Raw genomic sequence first — 16,491 nt, forward strand, 5'->3', positions numbered from 1 at the left:
TCAGTGCTCCTTGACCAGGTGCGCGTAGGCGCCGCCCGCGGCGACGAGGTCCTCGTGCCGGCCGCGCTCGACCACGGAGCCGTGGTCGAGCACCACGATCTCGTCGCTGTCCCGCACGGTGCTGAGCCGGTGCGCGATCACCACGCACGCACAGCCGCGCCGACGCAGATTGTCGATGATGAGCTGCTCGGTCGTCGCGTCCAGTGCGCTGGTCACCTCGTCCAGCACCAGGATGCTGGGGCGGCGCACCAGCGCCCGCGCGATCTCCAGCCGTTGCCGCTGCCCGCCGGAGAAGTTGCGGCCGTCCTGCTCGACGCGGCTGTGGATGCCGCCGGGACGGCGGGCGATCACGTCGTACAGGGCGGCGTCGCGCAGTGCGGTCACCACGTCCTCGTCCGGGATGGACGGGTCCCACAGCGCCACGTTGTCGCGCACCGTGCCCTCGAAGAGGAAGACGTCCTGGTCGACGAAGGAGACGGACGCGGCGAGCACGCTGCGGGGGATGTCCTCCAGGCGCTGCCCGTCGATACGGATCACGCCCTCCCAGGGGCTGTACAGACCCGAGATGAGGCGGGAGACCGTCGACTTGCCGCTGCCGGAGCCGCCGACCAGCGCCACCTGCTGCCCGGGGGCGACCGAGAGCGAGAACCCGGTCAGCAGCGGCTTGTCGAGCGGGCTGTAGCCGAAGGTGATGGCCTCCAGCGTCACATGGCCTTTGAGTCGGCGGGTGCCCGCCTCGGCCTCCGGCCGTGAGTAGAGCGCGTCCACGGGGAAGTTCTCCACGTCCTTGAGCCGCGCGACGTCCGCGGAGAAGTCCTGGATGCGTCCCGCGACGCCGTTGAGCCGGGTCACGGGAGCGGTGAAACGGGTGACCAGCGCCTGGAAGGCCACGAGCAGGCCGATGGAGATGTGGCCCTCCACCGCCCGCAGGCCGCCGATCCACAAGATCAGCGCGCTGTTGAGCGTCGCGAGCGTGGGGGCGACCACCGACAGCCAGGCGCTCGGCACGCCGAGCCGCTGCTGCTCCTCCAGCGTGACCGCGTGCTGGCCCGCCCAGCGGCGGAAGTAGCCGTTCTCGCCGCCGGTTGCCTTCATGGTCTCGATCAACTGAAGGCCGGTGTAGGCGGTGTTGGTCAGCCGGGCGTTGTCGGCGCGCAGCTTCTGCGTCCGCGTGGCCCGCAGCCGCACCACGACGCGCATGGCCACGACGTTGAGCAGCGCGATCCCGACGCCCAGGACGGTCAGTTGGGGGTCGTAGCTCCACAGCAGCAGGGCGTAGAGGACCACCACGATCCCGTCCACCGCGGCGGAGGCCAGGTCGCGGGCGAGGGTCTCGGCGACGGCGTCGTTGGACTGCAGGCGCTGCACCAGGTCGGCGGGGCTGCGCTGGGTGAAGAAGGCGACCGGCAGCCGGAGCAGGTGGCGCAGGAAGCGGGCACTGCCCAGCGTGGAGGAGATGATGCGGCCGCGCAGCAGATTGGACTGCTGCACCGCGGTGAGCGCCGCGGTGAGGGCCACCATGGTGCCCATCGCCGCGAACAGCACGCCGAGCAGCGAGGTCTGCTGGCCGATCAGGAACAGATCGATGTAGGTGCGGCTGAGCGCGGGCAGCGCGGCACCCACGCCGACCAGCAGCAGGCTGGCCAGCAGCGCCGTCAGCAGGGTGCCGCCGGTGCCGCGCAGCCGGGCGGGCAGCGCGGCCAGCACGCCGGGCCTGCGCCCGCCGCGCTGGAAGTCCAGGCCCGGCTCGAAGGTGAGCACGACGCCGGTGAAGCTGGTGTCGAAGTCCTCCAGGGGCACGAAACGGCGGCCCTTGTCGGGGTCGTTGACGTGCACGCCGCGGCGGCCGAGCCTGCGGCCCATGCCGTCGTAGACGACGTAGTGGTTGAACTCCCAGAACAGGACGGCCGGTGCCCGCACCCCGCTCAGCGCCGCGGTCTCCATCTGCATGCCCTTGGCGCGCAGACCGTACCCGCGGGCGGCCTTGAGCAGGTTGCTGGCCCGGGAGCCGTCGCGGGAGACGCCGCAGGCGATCCGCAGCTCCTCCAGCGGAACGTGCCGCCCGTAGTGGCCGAGCACCATGGCGAGAGAGGCGGCGCCGCACTCCACCGCCTCCATCTGGAGCACGGTGGGGGTACGCACGGACGGGTACCGGCGCGGCTTGCGCGGTTTGGGCCGGGGGCGGGTGTCCCCCCGCCGGTGGCCGACCTGGGGCGGGGGAGCGGTCGCGGTCACGGGAGCAGCCAATCGAGGGGGCGCTGGGCGGCGAGGTGGACGGCGCCTCCGGCCAGGGTCATGGAGTCGAGCGTGTACGGCGGGCCGTCGGAGGACGACCAGGCGTACCCGGACTCCGTGCGCCGCGAGGTGTCCAGCCGCACCTGGACCGCGACCGGGCGCCCGCCGCGCGCGAAAGCCTGCGCGAGCTGGCTGTCCCCGAGGTAGGCGGTGATCTGCCGGGTCGTCTGCGCCGTCCGGCCCACGGACTGCACATGGCCGCGCAGCACGCCGTAGCGCTGCTGGGAGACGGATTCGACGGTCAGGTCGACCGCGGCGCCTACCGGCACCGTGGAGGCGCTGCCGGCGGGCACGTACAAGGTGGCCGTCAGCGGGTCGCCGGCATGGGCGACGCGCTCCACGGCGGCGACGTCGGTGCCGACGGTGACGACGGTGCCGATGGTGGCCGCCAGCGCGGTCACCCGGCCCGCGGCCACGGTGCGGATCAGGACGTCGCCGTCCGGGGTGTGCACTTTCAGCAGGGGCGCGCCCGCGGCCAGCCGGCCGCCTTCCTCGGCGAACACCCGGGTCACCTGTCCGGCCACCGGACTCTGCAGCACATAACTGCCCTGGCCGTGCGTGAGAATTCCCGGTGCGTCCATTTTTGATGCGACAGAACCGGTGACCGCCCAGAATGCGGCGGCGGCCGCCACGACAATCGTGACGGACATCACGAGCACGCCGCGCGGTTTTGCGAAACGCACCGGGAGATCGAGCTCCTCGGGCGATTGCAGTTTGGTGAGGGCTTTCTGGCGGAACTGCACGGGACTCCTCCCTCAGCCGCATTCCCCGCGATCGGGGGCTGTCGGGGACTTTCGGGACACCGGGTGCGGGCACGGCCGTGGGCCCCGGTAGGGAGGTTGCCGGGGCCCACGGTTGCGGTGCCGTCTCAGAGGCCGGCGACCAGGCCGGTGGCCAGGCCGGTGACCGCACCGGTGTTGACGCCGGTGAGGCCCTCGACCGTCCCGACCACGCCGGCGACGGTGCCGGAGACCGGGGCGATGGAGTCGACGGTGCCGGTCACGTTGCTGACCAGACCGCCCACCAGGCCACCGGAGACGTTGTCGAGGTCGGCGTCGGAGATCTCGCGGGTCTCGACCTGCGGGGTGAAGTTCATGATGGTGCTTCCCTTCGTGCTGACAGATATCGAGTGGCGAATCAGGGAGGACCTCCCGCCACCGCTGAGGATCCAAGCACGGGGCCGCGTGGCCCAGCCAATTGACGGAGTGGGTGTTCGAATGGAGTTCGGATTGTCGACTTCACGGGTGTTCCCGAATTCCCACGGCTTGGTGTCAACTTCTTCACGCGGAGGTGATGGCCCGCTTTCGGCGGAACCGGGCACTCCGGATCAAAGGTCGCGTGTGGGAGGGCGAACCGGACGGCCGGTCGGGCGCGTTATGTCGTCGGCGTGTGCGGTGTGCAGATTTACCGGAGGTAATGCACCGGCGGGTAGCGTGGCACCCGGTGATCGACTCGGCCCGGGAGGTCTGGCATGCCCCACAGCGCACCGGTGGACGGATTCCGGCTCGCCTACGACCGCTGGGGCGCGGGCGCGCCGGTCGTGCTGCTGCACGGCTGGCCGGGCGACCGCGGCGACTACCACGACGTGGTCCCCCTGCTGGCCGGCTCCTGCGATGTGATCGTCCCCGACCTGCGGGGTTTCGGCGGCTCCGACAAGCACGCCGCCGATCCGGCGGAGCAGTACGGCGCGGCCGCCCAGGCGCGCGGCGTCATCGGGCTGGTCCGCGAACTGGGCCTGGAGCGGCCGGTGCTGGCCGGCTACGACATCGGCAGCCGCATCGCGCAGGCGGTGGCGCGCGACCATCCGGACGAGGTGCGCGCGCTCGTCGTCACCCCGCCGCTGCCGGGGACCGGGCGGCGCATCCTCGAACCGGGCGCGCAGCGGGAGTTCTGGTACCAGTGGTTCCACCGGCTCCCGCTCTCCGAGGAGCTGATCGACGGGGACCCGATGGCCGTGCGTGCCTACCTGCGGTACTTCTGGACGCACTGGTCGGGGCCGTCCTTCACCCCGGACGAGGGGCGGCTGCACCGCCTGGTCACCTCCTACGGCCCGCCGGGCGCCTTCACCGCGTCCCTGGCCTGGTACCGAGCGGGTGCGGGAACCGTGGCGAACGCCCTCACGGAGGAGGCACCCCCGGCGGAGGAGCGGATCTCCGTGCCGACCACCGTGCTGTGGCCCGAGTCCGATCCGCTCTTCCCCCGCGAGTGGTCCGACCGGCTGGCGGAGTTCTTCGCCGACGCCACCCTCGAACCCGTCGACGGGGTCGGGCATTTCGCGCCGGTGGAGTACCCGGCGATCTTCGCGTCGGCGATCCGCCGGGCGGTGGCGGGGGAGTCCTAGGCGTTCTGTCCGCGCAGGCGCCGCCACCTGCGGCGCATCGTACGGCGGGGAGCCGTCAGCCGTTCTCGTGGCCGGCTGCTCGGACCACACCAGGCCCACTTCCCCCGGGCCGAAGGCTGGGGGGAGTGCCGTGCCCGGGGCCCCCGCCGGAGCGCCGGAAGCCGTCGATGCGGTCGATCTCCACCCCGGGTTCCACCCCTGGGTCCAGGTGCGCAGGGCCGTGCCGCAGCAGGCTTACGGGCATGACAGCAACCGAGTGGATCACCGACATCGCCCTCATCCTCGTCGTCTTCCGGCAACTGCGGGAGGACCGTCTGCGCCCGGCCTCGTTCCTGATCCCGCTGGGGATCGTGGCCTTCGTGGCCCACACGTACCTCGACTCGATCCCCACCGCGGGCAACGACCTGGTGCTGATCGGGGCCCTGGTCGGCGTCGGCGCCGCGCTCGGCGTCGCCGGCGGTGTGTACACCCGGATCCGGCCCGTCGGCGAGCACCTGCTGATCAAGGCGGGTGCGGTCTCGGCGGTGCTGTGGGTGCTCGGCATGGGCGCGCGCATGGGCTTCCAGATGTGGGTGGAGCACGGCGGCGGCGCGGACGACGTGGCCCGGTTCAGCGCGGTCCACCACATCACCGGCAGCCAGGCCTGGGTGGCCGCGTTCGTCCTCATGGCGCTCACCGAGGTGGTCACCCGGCTGGCCACGATCTTCGTCAGGGGCCGCATGGTGAGCCGCGCGCGGCAGACCGCGCCGGTCGCGCCCGCGCTCGACCACGCGGTATGACGATGAGCCTGCTCACATCGCCGGTGGACTATGGTCGGGCCATGCCCGCAGCCACGACCCCGCCGCCCGGGCCGACCCCGTCTCCGGGGGCCGGCCCGCGGCCGGTTCCGCTGCGGGACCGCCGGGTGCAGTGGGTGATCCCGGCCGCGGTCGTCGTCGCCGGGGCACTGACCATCCGGCCGATGGGCCTGAGCGGCCGCGGCCTGGTGGTGCTCGCCCTCTTCGTGGTCAACTGCGCGGCGCTGGGGATCAGGGCCCTTCCCGACACGAAGGTGCCCCAGCGGGCCGCTCTGCTCTGGTTCGCGACCGGCGTCGTCGCGGCGGCCGCGCTGATCGGTACCGCCACCCTCGGAACGGCCTACCTCTTCGCCTTCTTCATCAGCGGTCACCTCGGGTACCGGCTGGAGACCAGGCCGGCCCTGGCCCTCGCGCTGCTCTGCAGCCTGCTGTGCGGTGGCGTCCTGTACCTCCGCCTCGGGCCGGGGTACGAGGTGCTGCCCTGGGCCGTGGGTCTCGCCGCCGGTACCCCGGTGGTGGCCGGAATCCTCAACCGCAGCCACCACCAGGCCGTGCGGGCGGCCCTGTCGGCGGCCGAATCCGCCGAACGCGCCGCCCGGGCCGAGGCGCAGGCCGCCGTGCTGACCGAGCGCGGCCGGATCGCCCGTGACGTGCACGACGTACTGGCGCACTCGCTGGCGGGCATCAACATGCAGCTGGAACTCGCCGACGCGCTGATCGACACCGGGGACCTGGACAGGGTCCGGGAGGCCAACGCCAAGGCGCACAGCATGGTCAGGGACAGCCTGAAGCAGGCGCAGTGGACGGTGCACGCGCTGCGCGAGGACGCCCTGCCGCTGGTCGAGAGCCTGACCGCGATGGTCGAGTCGTCCGGCCACCGCGACGCGCTGGCCATCGCCGGCACCGTCCGCGAGGTACCGGCGCCGGTGGCGCAGAACCTGCTGCGGATCGCCCAGGAGGCCCTCACCAACGCCGCCCGGCACGCTCCCGGCGGCGAGGTCCGCGTGGAGCTGACGTTCGCCGCTTCGTCGACGGCACTGAGGATCCGCAATCGTGCCGCGACCCGCGCCGTGACCGCGGCTACCGGAAGTGGGATGGGGCTGATCGGGATGCGTGAACGCGTCGCCCTGCTGCGGGGAACGATCACCGCGGGCCCGGTCACCGAGGGACCGGACGAGGGCGGCTGGCAGGTGGAGGCGGTGATCCCCGATGAGTGAGCGGACCGGCAACCCCGGACCGTTGCGCGTGGTCGTCGCCGACGACCAGGCCGCCGTGCGTGAGCCGCTCGCGGCCGTGCTGGGCCTGTCCGAGGACATCGACGTCGTCGCGGCCGCGGCGAACGGGGCCGAGGTGCTGACCGCGGTCGCCGCCGGGCCGGTCGACGTGGTGCTCATGGACCTGCGCATGCCCGTGATGGACGGGACCGAGGCGACCCGGCGACTCAGCGAGGAGCACCCGGAGGTGGCCGTGGTCGTCCTGACCACCTTCGCCGACGACGACTCGATCCTGGCCGCGCTGAGCGCCGGGGCCCGTGGCTACCTGACCAAGAACGCCGGCCGGCAGGACATCGTCCGCGCGATCGTGGCGGCCGCCGCGGGGCAGTCCGTGCTCGACCGCGAGGTCCAGGACCGGCTCCTCGCCACGGTGCGCACCAAGCCGCCGGAGCCGGCGCGGCCGCTGCCCGAGGACATCACACCCCGTGAGCGCGAGGTGCTCACGCTCATCGGCCAGGGGCTGCCGAACCGGGCCATCGCCGAGAAGCTGTTCATCAGTGAGGCCACGGTCAAGACCCACATCAACAACCTCTTCGCCAAGGCGGGGATCCGGGACCGGGCCGACGCCGTGCGCCGCGCCATCTCGGCGGGCCTGGCCTGACGGCTGTCACGCGGAGGCACGGAGCCCGTCGGTGCCGGAGGGGTGCCGAAGGGGGTCGAAGAGGAGCGAAGGGAAGGGCGAAGGGTGCCGAACGGAAAGTGCATCACGCCCTCTTGAGGGATCGTTGAACAATCCTTACATTGGTCGGCACGTCCAGTCCGCAGCTCCGCCTGCCACTGTGAGGTCGCCATGACAGCAGCCCCGCTCAGTCCCCCGACCGTGAACGACGACGTGACCGGCCGCTTCGCGTGGTACCGGTCCTTCGGCCCGCAGGGCCGACGAGCCTTCAAAGGAGCGTTCGGCGGCTACGCCCTGGACGCCTACGACTTCCAGGTGCTGCCGCTGAGCATGGTGGCCATCGCCGCGTACTTCGGTCTCAGCCGGGCCCAGACCGGTCTGCTGACCACCGTGACGCTCGTGGTGTCCGCGCTCGGCGGGATCGCGGCCGGCGTGCTGATCGACCGGATCGGCCGGGTGCGCACCCTCATGATCACCGTGGCCACGTACGCGCTGTTCACCGTGGCCTGCGGCTTCGCCCTCAACTACCCCATGCTGCTGACCTTCCGGGCCCTGCAGGGTCTCGGCTTCGGCGGCGAGTGGGCGGCCGGCGCCGTGCTGGTCGCCGAGTACGCCCGGGCCCGCTACCGGGGGCGGGTGCTGGCCTTCGTCCAGAGCGCGTGGGCGGTCGGCTGGGGGCTGGCGGTCATCGTCTCCACCGTCGTCGCCGACACCCTCGGCCCCTCCCTCGGCTGGCGCGTCATGTTCTTCACCGGCGCGCTCCCCGCCCTGCTCCTGGTCTACGTGCGCCGCCGGGTCCAGGACTCCCCGCAGGCCGCCGCGCGTCTGGAGCACACCGCGGAACGGGCCCCGCTCGGCGCGGTGTTCCGCGGCGAGCCGGGCCGGCGGACGTTCTTCGCGACCGTGCTCGCCACCGGGGTGCAGGGTGGCTACTACACCATCGCCACCTGGCTGCCCACCTATCTCAAGACCGAGCGCGGGCTGACCGTGGTCGGCACCGGCGGCTACCTCTTCCTGCTCATCACCGGGGCCTTCCTCGGCTATCTGACCGCCGGGTACGTCACCGACCGGCTCGGCCGCAAGAAGACCTTCGCGCTGTTCGCCGTGCTGAGCGCCGGCCTGCTGCTGGCGTACATCAACATCCCGCAGGGCGCCAACACCGCCCTGCTCTGGCTCGGCTTCCCCCTGGGATTCTGCGCCTCGGCCGTCTTCTCCGGCTTCGGTGCCTTCCTGGCCGAGCTCTACCCCGGCGCGGTGCGCGGCACGGGGCAGAGCTTCACGTACAACGTGGGCCGGGCCGTGGGCGCCTTCTTCCCGACCGCGGTCGGCTTCACCGCCGGCAGTGCGGGGGTCGGGGGTGCGCTGATCTACGGCGTCATCGGCTACGCCGTTGCGCTGGTCGCCCTGCTCGGGCTGCCGGAGACCCGCGGCGCGGAGCTCACGTGAGGGCGACGGTCTGCGAGTAGCGCCGGACGAGCTGCCGCTCCGCGTCGTCCAGGTACGACGCGAGCAGCAGCTCGGCCTTGACCAGATCGGCGGCCCGCAGGGCGGTGAGCAGCTCGCGGTTGCGGCCGAGGTAGGGCTCGTGGAACTCGCGCGGATTGTCCATTGCGTGGAAGACCAGGCGGAGTTCGGCGAGAACACCGGTCATCAGCTCGGTCAGCCGGCGGCTGTGCGCCAGGTCGACCACCGCATGGTGGAAGTGGATGTTGGCGGTGCCGAGGCCCCGCCAGTCGTCGCCCCCCGCGGCGCGTTCGCCCTCCTCGACGGCGGACTCCGCGTGCGTCAGGTCGTACGGCGGGGCGCCGAGATGGCGGACCACCGAGCACTCGACCAGGCGGCGCACCCGATAGATGTCCACCACGTCCTGCACGGTCAGGACCCGTACGAAGACACCCCGGTTGAGCTCGTGGACGAGCAGCTTCTCGTGCGTCAGCAGCCGGAACGCCTCGCGCAGCGTGTTGCGCGAGACGCCGAGGGCCGTACCGATGGCGTCCTCGGAGAGCTTGGTACCGGGGGACAGGAAGCCCTCGGAGATCCGGGCGCGCAGGATGTCCGCGACCCGGTCGGCGGTGCTGGAACGCCCCAGCAGGGCGCGGTCGCCGGCCAGGACGGCCGGATCGAGCTCGGCTGCCATGTCACATCCCTCGTCTCGCGGCTCGCAGGGCCCCAGTCAATCGAAAACCCGGGAACGAGACAACAGGTTCCTTGTCGGATTGTTCAACGAGAATCTAGGGTGGCAACTGTGAAGGAATCCCTTCTGACCCCGCGGGCGGCCCGGACGATGTTCCGGGACGGCACCGCCCGGCCCACCACCGGCTGGTGCTCCGCCTACACGCAGGTCAACCTGATCGCCGTGCCCGCCGATTGGGCCCAGGACGTGGCCCTGTTCTGCCGGCGCAACCCCAAGCCCTGCCCGCTGCTCGACGTCACCGAGCCCGGCTCCCCGAGCACCGCGCTCGCCCCCGGCGCGGATCTGCGCACCGACCTCCCGCGCTACCGCGTCTGGGAGAACGGCGTGCCGGTCGAGGAGCCGCGCGATGTCGTCACCCACTGGCGCGACGACCTGGTCTCCTTCCTCATCGGCTGCAGCTTCACCTTCGAGACCGCGTTGCGCGGGGCCGGCGTGCCGCTGCGCCATGTCGACCAGGGGCGCAACGTCGCGATGTACCGCACCAACCGCTACTGCCGCCCCGCCGGCCGGCTGTGGGGCCCCGTCGTGGTGTCCATGCGGCCGGTCCCGGCGCGACTCGTCGGCACCGCGGTCCGGGTCAGCGCCCGGATGCCCGGCGTCCACGGCGGCCCCGTCCACATCGGCAGCCCGGCCGCCCTGGGCATCGCCGACCTGAACCGCCCCGACTACGGCGACCCCGTGCGCGCCGAACCCGGTGACGTGCCCGTCTTCTGGGCCTGCGGCGTCACGCCGCAGGCTGCGCTGATGGCCTCGCGCCCGCCGTTCGCGATCACCCACGCGCCGGGGTACATGTTCATCACCGACATACCGGACATCGACCAGCAGGCCGCCTGAGGGGGCGGCGCCCGTACGGTTGCGAGGAGAAGCGAGGAGAGCAGCACCGCCCATGACACCCACCGTGATCGACCTCAACGCGGACCTCGGCGAGGGCTTCGGACGCTGGTCCCTGACCGACGACGAGGCCATGCTCTCCGTGGTGACCAGCGCCAACGTCGCCTGCGGATTCCACGCGGGCGACCCGTCCATCATGCGCCGCGTGTGCGACCGCGCCGCTGCCGCCGGCGTCCGGATCGGCGCCCAGGTCTCCTACCGGGACCTGGCCGGGTTCGGGCGCCGGGCGATGGAGGTGCCGCCGGAGGAGCTGGCCGACGAGGTCAGCTACCAGATCGGCGCGCTGGAGGTGTTCGCGCGCGCCGCGGGCACGGGTGTCGCGTACGTCAAACCGCACGGCGCCCTCTACAACCGCGTGGTCGCCGACGCCGGACAGGCCCTCGCGGTCGCCCGGGGCACCCGGCTCGCCGGTCACGCGCTTCCCGTGCTGTGCCTGCCGGGCTCCGCCCTTCATCAGGCGGCGGCGGAACTCGGGCTGCCCACGGTCGCGGAGGCCTTCGCGGACCGCGCCTACACCGCGGAGGGCACCCTCGTACCGCGCCGTACGCCCGGTGCGGTCGTCACCGACCCCGCGCATGTCGTCCGGCAGGCCGTCGCCCTGGCCCGGGACGGCCAGGTCACGGCGATCACCGGGGAGACCGTCACGGTCCGCGCCCGGTCCCTGTGCCTGCACGGGGACACCCCGGGGGCCGTCGGCCTCGCCCGCCGGGTCCGGGACGCCCTCGGTGAGGCGGGCCTCGGGCTGGAGGCCTTCGCATGAGGTTCCTCCCGGTCGGCGAGGACGCGCTCCTGCTCGACCTCGACTCCGCCGAGCAGGCCCAGGCCTGGCACGCCGAACTCCTGCGCCGCCGCGACGAGGGCGCCCTCCCGCCGGTCCGCGAGATCGTGCCGGGGGACCGTACCGTTCTGCTGGCCGGCGTGCCCGATCTCCCCTCCGTGCGCGCCGCGTTGCGCGACCTGCCGGTGCCGCCCCTGCGGGCGGACAGCGGACCCCTGGTGGACATCCCCGTCCGTTACGACGGCGAGGACCTCGGCGTGGTCGCCGAGGCCTGGGAGGTGTCCCGGGACGAGGTCGTGCGCCTGCACTCCGCCACCGAACACCGCGTCGCCTTCTGCGGGTTCGCGCCCGGCTTCGCGTACATGACCGGCATGGACGAGCGCCACGTCGTCCCCCGGCGGGCCGAGCCGCGCACCGCCGTCCCCGCCGGTTCCGTCGCGCTCGCCGGCCACTACACCGGCATCTATCCTCGGGCGTCGCCCGGCGGCTGGCAGGTGATCGGCACGACGGACGCCCGGCTGTGGGACCTCGACCGGGAGCCCGCGGCGCTGCTCGTACCGGGGACACGGGTGCGCTTCACCCCCGTCCGCGACGCGGAGGCGGACGCGTGAGCCACGGCACCCTCGAGGTCGTCCGTGCCGGAGCCCTCACCACCGTGCAGGACCTCGGGCGGTACGGGCACGCCGCGCTCGGCGTGGCCCGCTCCGGGGCCCTGGACCGGCCCGCGCACGAGCTGGCCAACCGCCTGGCGGGCAACCCCGCCGGGGCGGCCACCCTGGAGACCACGCTCACAGGGGTCGCCGTCCGGGCCGGCCGCGCCCTCACCGCCGTGGTCACCGGCGCCCCCGCGGCCGTCCGGCTGGACGGCCGCCCTGCGGCATGGGCCGAGCCCGTGCACGTCCCGGCCGGCGCGGTCCTCGACATCGGCCCCGCCGCGAGCGGCGTGCGCAGCTACCTCGCCGTCGCCGGGGGCGTCGCCGTCCCGGAGGTGCTGGGCAGCCGCTCGACCGACCTGCTGTCGGGGCTCGGCCCCGCGCCGCTCCAGGACGGCGACGTGCTGCCGCTCGGCGAGCCCGCCGGGCCGCCCGTCCACACCGACCTGCCGCCCTGGCAGGGCCCGCCGGGCGAACTGGTGCTGCCGGTCCTCCCCGGCCCGCGCGACGACTGGTTCACACCCGGCGCCCTGCGCACCCTCACCGCGGGCCACTACGCCGTCTCGCCGCGCAGCAACCGCATCGCGCTGCGGATGAGGGGCCCCGCGCTGGAGCGGGCGGTGCGGCGCGAACTGCCCAGCGAGGGCATGGTCGTCGGCGCGGTCCAGGTACCGCCGGACGGCAGGCCCGTGCTGTTCCTCGCCGACTCCCCGACCACCGGCGGCTACCCCGTGATCGGGGTCGTTTCCGAACGCCACCTGGCCGCCGCGGCCCAGGCCGTGCCCGGTCTGCCCGTGCGGTTCACCCTCGTACGCTGATCACGCGGAGTAGAGCGTCCCGATGTTGTCGTGGAGCTGGGTGGCCAGGGGCGGTGCGGCGTAGGTGTCGGTCATGACCTCGATGTAGCAGCCGGTACCGGCCTTGCCCGCCGCGTCCATGGCCCCGTCGAGCTCGGCGAGGGTGGAGACCCGGGCGGTGAACCAGTCGTCGCAGCCCAGGGCCTTCGGCAGCTCCGAGTACCGCCAGCCGGCGAGGTCGTTGTAGGCCACGTCCGGGTTCTTGCAGAGAAGGCGCTCGATCAGGTAGCCGTGGTTGTTCAGGACGAACACCACCGGGCGCAGGCCGTAGCGTCCGAACTGGCTGATCTCCTGCGCGGTGAGCTGGTGGGAGCCCTCGCCGGTGATCAGCACGACGCGCCGGTCGCCCGCGGCGGCGACGGCCGCGCCGACCGCCGCGGGGGTGGCCCAGCCGATCGAGCCCCACAGGGTCTGGTTCTGGAAGGTGGCGCCCTGGGGCAGCCGGGCGAAGGCCATGCCCATGGAGACGGTTCCGGTCTCCGCGACGAGGATGTCGTCGGGCCTCAGGAAGCTCTCCCACCGGGGGTAGAGGCTCTCCGCGGTGATCGAGTCGCCGCCCTTGCCGCCCGCCGGGGACATGCGGGTCACCTCGGCCGACGGGTGCGACCACTGCTTGCGGGAGAGCTTCCGGGCGAGGGCCCCGAGGAGGTCCTTCATCTCCACGCTCTGGTAGGTCATGCCGTCGACACTGACGTGGTGGTGGCGGATGTCGATGGTGCGGCCGGGGTCGAGGTTGGCTGTGAACGCGCCGCTGTTGAAGTCGTGCATCAGCGCGCCGACCAGGACGACGACGTCCGCGTCCTCGACGAAGCGGCGGACGCTCTCGTTCATCAGCTTTCCGTCGTACATGCCGGCGTACGAGGGCTGGTCCTCGTCCAGGACGCCCTTGTCGGCCATCATGGTGGCGAAGGGCAGTCCGGTGGCGTCGAGGAACTGCTGGAGATCCTCGCCGAGACCGGAGCGGGTGGTGAGGATGCCGGGCAGGACGCAGGCGCTGCCGGCCCGGTCGAGCATGTCGGCGATGGCGTTGACGGCGGCGTCCACCTGCGCGGGGTCACTGGCGGGTGCCGGAATCGGCTGGGCGGTGCCGACCACGGGCATCTCCGCGAGGTCGGCGGGGAACGCCATGTAGACCGGGCGGCGGTGGTAGAGCGCCGCAGCGATCAGGCGCTCGGTCTCGGCCGCCGCGTTCTGCGGCGTCATGACGGCGCTCGCACATACCACGGAGTCGGACATCTTCTGGAAGAGGTCGAACTCGCCGTTGCCCAGGGTGTGGTGGACCATCGAGTGGTGCGCCTGGACGGGCATTTTGGGCATCCCGACCAGGTGGAACAACGGGAGGTGCTCGGTGTAGGCGCCGGCGATCCCGTTGATCGCGCTGAGCTCACCGGGGCCATAGGTGCTGCACACCGCACCGACGCCGTGCACGCGGGCGTAACCGTCCGCCGCATAGGCGGCGTTGAGCTCGTTGCAGCTGCCGATCCACTGGATCTCCGGGTGCTGGGCGATGGCGTCGTTGACAGGGAACGCGTAGTCGCCGGGGACACCGAAGACGTGACGCACGCCGATGTCGCGCAGCCGGTTCAGGACGTGCTGGATCACGGTGGTGGACATGGTGAGGTCTCTTTCCTTCTGGCGCCGCCCCAGGACAGTGACGGCACGGCGGAACGGCACGGAGAGTCACGCCCGCGTGACGTAAAGGACAAACCTCGCCTTATTCTCCCGGCTCCGGCGGGACCCGCAACCGAGACGGCGGCGCCCGCCCGCGGCGGCGGCCCCGTGCGCGCGTCCACGCCGCCCGGTGCGGGAGCGCGACGATCGGACCGCGCGGTCCTATGCTGGGCCCATCCGGAAGGGGGAGAGCGCCATGCGCGACACGGACCCCGGGCTCTTCGGGCCCGCCTCGGTGACCTGGCAGATCCACGGGGACCCCATGATGTGGGTCGCCGGAGTCAGGGCACTGTATCTGCAGGCTCTGCACCCCCGGGCCGTGCGGGGCGTCACGCAGAACTCCGACTTCCGCACCGACGCCTGGGGCCGGCTGCTGCGGACGGCGGACTTCGTCGGCACCATCACCTACGGGACGACCCTGGAGGCCGAGCGGGCCGGCGCGCGGGTGCGCGGCATCCACCGCAGGCTCAGCGCGCAGGACCCGGACAGCGGCGCGCGGTTCGGGGTCGACGACCCGGAACTCCTGCTGTGGGTGCACTGCGCGGAGATCGACTCCTATCTGTCCGTGGCCCGCGGCTCCGGCTACCGGCTGACCGACGCGCAGGCCGACGCCTACGTCGACGAACAGCGCGAGGCGGCGCGCCTGGTGGGCCTGGACCCGGCGGGCGTGCCGGCGGACACCGCCGAGCTGTCGGCGTACTTCGAGAAGATCCGCCCCGAACTGGCGCTCACCCCCGAGGCCCTGGAGGTCCACGCCTTCCTGCGCAGGCCGCCCGTGCCGACGGCGCTGCTGCCGGTGCGCGAGGCCGTGTGGGCGCAGGCCGCCGCCCTGGCGTACGCCGCGCTGCCGCCCTTCGCCCACGAACTGTACGGACGGCCCGCGCCGTCGGTGCCCGTGACGCTGCGGCGGCTGCGCGCCACGGGGCGCGTGCTGCGGGCGGTCCCGTCGTACCTGCGCTGGCAGTTGCCGCCCGGCCACATCCTGAAGGCGGTGGGCCGGCTGGGCCCGGGGACGCACCCGTCGGCGTACCGGCTGCGCGAACGGGCACGCGCCGGGATCTGACCCTGCTCCGCGCACGGGCGACGTGCCCCTCGGGGATATGCCCTTCGGCCGCCCGCGCGGCCATACTGGGGGAGGGGAGAACCGGGGAACGACGGGGGCGGCGCGCGGCATGAAGGCGGTACACGAGGGCGACACCCTGCTGCAGGGACGGTATCGGCTGCTGGAACGCATCGGCCGGGGCGGCATGGGCGAGGTCTGGCGGGCCGAGGACGAGGCGCTGGGGCGGGAGGTCGCCGTCAAGTGCCTGAAGCAGCTCAGCCCGGCGATGGACCCGTCGATGGGCCGGGTCCTGCAGGAGCGGTTCCGGCGCGAGGCCCGGGTCGCGGCGGCGCTGCCGCACCGGGGGATCACCGTCGTGCACGACTTCGGCGAGTACGAGGGCGTGCTCTTCCTCGTCATGGAACTGCTGGAGGGGCGGGACCTGCGGCGGCTGCTGGAGGACAACGGCGGCGAGCCGCTGCCCGTGGCGGACGTCACCGACATCGCCGCGCAGATCACCGACGCCCTCGCCTACACGCACGCGCGGGGCATCGTGCACCGCGACCTGAAGCCCGCCAACGTCGTGCGGCTCGCCGACGGCGCCGTCAAGATCTGCGACTTCGGCATCGCCCGGCTCGGCCACGACATCGGCTTCACCTCCCGGCTGACCGGGACCGGCATCGCCATGGGCACCCCGCACTACATGTCGCCGGAGCAGATCGGCGCCGACGAGGCGATCGACCACCGCAGCGACCTGTACTCGCTCGGCTGCGTGCTCTACGAACTGGCCACCGGAGCACCGCCGTTCGACTTCGACGACGCCTGGGCCGTCCTCGTCGGCCACCGCGACACCCCGCCCGTGCCGCCGCGTGAGCGCCGCGGCGACATCCCGGCCGGGCTGGACCGCCTCATCCTCGACCTGCTCGCCAAGGATCCCGCGCACCGCCCGCAGAGCGCGGCCGACGTCGCCGGGCGGCTGGCGCCGCTGCGGGTCGCCGCCGTCGCCGTCCCCGACGCCGCCCCGGCGGCCCCGGGGGACCTGCCGTCATGGGCCCGGCGGGCCCGGTTGCGGCCGGGCC

General features: G+C 73.0%; 16 protein-coding genes. 11 read left to right on the forward strand and 5 right to left on the reverse strand.

The window, feature by feature from the left end; translation table 11 throughout:
* The 3 genes from PV364_RS33000 to PV364_RS33010 form a co-directional block, all read right to left on the reverse strand.
* The gene (locus tag PV364_RS33000) at nucleotides 1-2,118 is read right to left on the reverse strand and encodes an NHLP family bacteriocin export ABC transporter peptidase/permease/ATPase subunit (protein ID WP_401977572.1); all 2,118 of its coding nucleotides are present in this window, start codon (nucleotides 2,116-2,118) and stop codon (nucleotides 1-3) included.
* A gap of 113 nt (nucleotides 2,119-2,231) precedes the next feature.
* The gene (locus PV364_RS33005) at nucleotides 2,232-3,038 is read right to left on the reverse strand and encodes an HlyD family efflux transporter periplasmic adaptor subunit (protein WP_319664241.1); all 807 of its coding nucleotides are present in this window, start codon (nucleotides 3,036-3,038) and stop codon (nucleotides 2,232-2,234) included.
* A gap of 125 nt (nucleotides 3,039-3,163) precedes the next feature.
* Entirely contained in the window at nucleotides 3,164-3,391 is a 228-nt protein-coding gene (locus PV364_RS33010; protein WP_319664242.1) for a type A2 lantipeptide, read from the reverse strand.
* 375 nt (nucleotides 3,392-3,766) lie between these two features.
* Between PV364_RS33010 and PV364_RS33015 the strand changes: the two genes are divergently transcribed.
* From PV364_RS33015 to PV364_RS33035, 5 genes are all read left to right on the forward strand, one after another.
* On the forward strand, nucleotides 3,767-4,636 hold the full coding sequence (locus tag PV364_RS33015) for an alpha/beta hydrolase (RefSeq protein WP_319664243.1): 870 nt from the start codon (nucleotides 3,767-3,769) through the stop codon (nucleotides 4,634-4,636).
* A gap of 242 nt (nucleotides 4,637-4,878) precedes the next feature.
* Nucleotides 4,879-5,415: a hypothetical protein gene (locus PV364_RS33020; protein ID WP_319664245.1), complete on the forward strand. Its 537-nt coding sequence runs from the start codon at nucleotides 4,879-4,881 to the stop codon at nucleotides 5,413-5,415.
* A 41-nt stretch (nucleotides 5,416-5,456) separates the two neighbouring features.
* Entirely contained in the window at nucleotides 5,457-6,650 is a 1,194-nt protein-coding gene (locus tag PV364_RS33025; protein WP_415924635.1) for a sensor histidine kinase, read from the forward strand.
* Entirely contained in the window at nucleotides 6,643-7,308 is a 666-nt protein-coding gene (locus PV364_RS33030) for a response regulator transcription factor (RefSeq protein WP_319664247.1), read from the forward strand. Before PV364_RS33025 ends, PV364_RS33030 begins: the two co-directional genes overlap by 8 nt.
* Before the next feature lie 189 nt (nucleotides 7,309-7,497).
* A complete protein-coding gene (locus PV364_RS33035; RefSeq protein ID WP_319664249.1) occupies nucleotides 7,498-8,772 on the forward strand; it encodes an MFS transporter in 1,275 nt (424 codons plus the stop codon).
* Here PV364_RS33035 and PV364_RS33040 read toward each other — a convergent pair.
* The gene (locus PV364_RS33040; protein WP_319664251.1) at nucleotides 8,765-9,463 is read right to left on the reverse strand and encodes a GntR family transcriptional regulator; all 699 of its coding nucleotides are present in this window, start codon (nucleotides 9,461-9,463) and stop codon (nucleotides 8,765-8,767) included. The two genes, PV364_RS33035 and PV364_RS33040, sit on opposite strands and share 8 nt — an antisense overlap.
* Before the next feature lie 147 nt (nucleotides 9,464-9,610).
* Between PV364_RS33040 and PV364_RS33045 the strand changes: the two genes are divergently transcribed.
* The 4 genes from PV364_RS33045 to PV364_RS33060 are packed head-to-tail and all read left to right on the forward strand — an operon-like array spanning nucleotide 9,611 to nucleotide 12,660.
* The gene (locus tag PV364_RS33045; protein ID WP_322111744.1) at nucleotides 9,611-10,354 is read left to right on the forward strand and encodes a putative hydro-lyase; all 744 of its coding nucleotides are present in this window, start codon (nucleotides 9,611-9,613) and stop codon (nucleotides 10,352-10,354) included.
* A 52-nt stretch (nucleotides 10,355-10,406) separates the two neighbouring features.
* Entirely contained in the window at nucleotides 10,407-11,171 is a 765-nt protein-coding gene (locus PV364_RS33050; RefSeq protein WP_319664255.1) for a 5-oxoprolinase subunit PxpA, read from the forward strand.
* Nucleotides 11,168-11,800, forward strand: a complete 633-nt coding sequence (locus PV364_RS33055; protein ID WP_319664256.1) for an allophanate hydrolase subunit 1 — start codon at nucleotides 11,168-11,170, stop codon at nucleotides 11,798-11,800. The genes PV364_RS33050 and PV364_RS33055 overlap by 4 nt, the downstream gene beginning before the upstream one ends.
* Complete coding sequence (locus PV364_RS33060) at nucleotides 11,797-12,660, forward strand: biotin-dependent carboxyltransferase family protein (protein ID WP_319664257.1); 864 nt, start codon at nucleotides 11,797-11,799, stop codon at nucleotides 12,658-12,660. Before PV364_RS33055 ends, PV364_RS33060 begins: the two co-directional genes overlap by 4 nt.
* On the opposite strand, the gene PV364_RS33065 is transcribed toward PV364_RS33060, so the two are convergent.
* Entirely contained in the window at nucleotides 12,661-14,313 is a 1,653-nt protein-coding gene (locus tag PV364_RS33065) for an alpha-keto acid decarboxylase family protein (RefSeq protein WP_319664258.1), read from the reverse strand.
* A 253-nt stretch (nucleotides 14,314-14,566) separates the two neighbouring features.
* Here PV364_RS33065 and PV364_RS33070 point away from each other — a divergent pair, with 253 nt between their 5' ends.
* Nucleotides 14,567-15,433 carry an oxygenase MpaB family protein gene (locus tag PV364_RS33070; RefSeq protein ID WP_319664259.1) on the forward strand — a complete coding sequence of 289 codons (867 nt, stop codon included), beginning with the start codon at nucleotides 14,567-14,569 and terminating at the stop codon, nucleotides 15,431-15,433.
* A 109-nt stretch (nucleotides 15,434-15,542) separates the two neighbouring features.
* On the forward strand, nucleotides 15,543-16,491 hold a 949-nt coding region (locus PV364_RS33075; protein ID WP_319664260.1), incomplete at its 3' end, for a serine/threonine-protein kinase.

The organism is Streptomyces sp. MI02-7b, from assembly GCF_033793585.1.
Classification (GTDB): Bacteria; Actinomycetota; Actinomycetes; order Streptomycetales; family Streptomycetaceae; genus Actinacidiphila.

Bases quoted from the DNA above. Each gene is read 5' to 3' on its own strand.
- PV364_RS33000 (WP_401977572.1), bottom strand. From the start codon at position 2,118: ATGGAGGCGGTGGAGTGCGGCGCCGCCTCTCTCGCCATGGTGCTCGGC.
- PV364_RS33065 (WP_319664258.1), bottom strand. From the start codon at position 14,313: ATGTCCACCACCGTGATCCAGCACGTCCTGAACCGGCTGCGCGACATC.
- PV364_RS33040 (WP_319664251.1), bottom strand. From the start codon at position 9,463: ATGGCAGCCGAGCTCGATCCGGCCGTCCTGGCCGGCGACCGCGCCCTG.
- PV364_RS33030 (WP_319664247.1), top strand. From the start codon at position 6,643: ATGAGTGAGCGGACCGGCAACCCCGGACCGTTGCGCGTGGTCGTCGCC.
- PV364_RS33055 (WP_319664256.1), top strand. From the start codon at position 11,168: ATGAGGTTCCTCCCGGTCGGCGAGGACGCGCTCCTGCTCGACCTCGAC.
- PV364_RS33050 (WP_319664255.1), top strand. From the start codon at position 10,407: ATGACACCCACCGTGATCGACCTCAACGCGGACCTCGGCGAGGGCTTC.
- PV364_RS33045 (WP_322111744.1), top strand. From the start codon at position 9,611: ATGTTCCGGGACGGCACCGCCCGGCCCACCACCGGCTGGTGCTCCGCC.
- PV364_RS33070 (WP_319664259.1), top strand. From the start codon at position 14,567: ATGCGCGACACGGACCCCGGGCTCTTCGGGCCCGCCTCGGTGACCTGG.
- PV364_RS33010 (WP_319664242.1), bottom strand. From the start codon at position 3,391: ATGAACTTCACCCCGCAGGTCGAGACCCGCGAGATCTCCGACGCCGAC.
- PV364_RS33035 (WP_319664249.1), top strand. From the start codon at position 7,498: ATGACAGCAGCCCCGCTCAGTCCCCCGACCGTGAACGACGACGTGACC.
- PV364_RS33025 (WP_415924635.1), top strand. From the start codon at position 5,457: ATGCCCGCAGCCACGACCCCGCCGCCCGGGCCGACCCCGTCTCCGGGG.
- PV364_RS33015 (WP_319664243.1), top strand. From the start codon at position 3,767: ATGCCCCACAGCGCACCGGTGGACGGATTCCGGCTCGCCTACGACCGC.
- PV364_RS33020 (WP_319664245.1), top strand. From the start codon at position 4,879: ATGACAGCAACCGAGTGGATCACCGACATCGCCCTCATCCTCGTCGTC.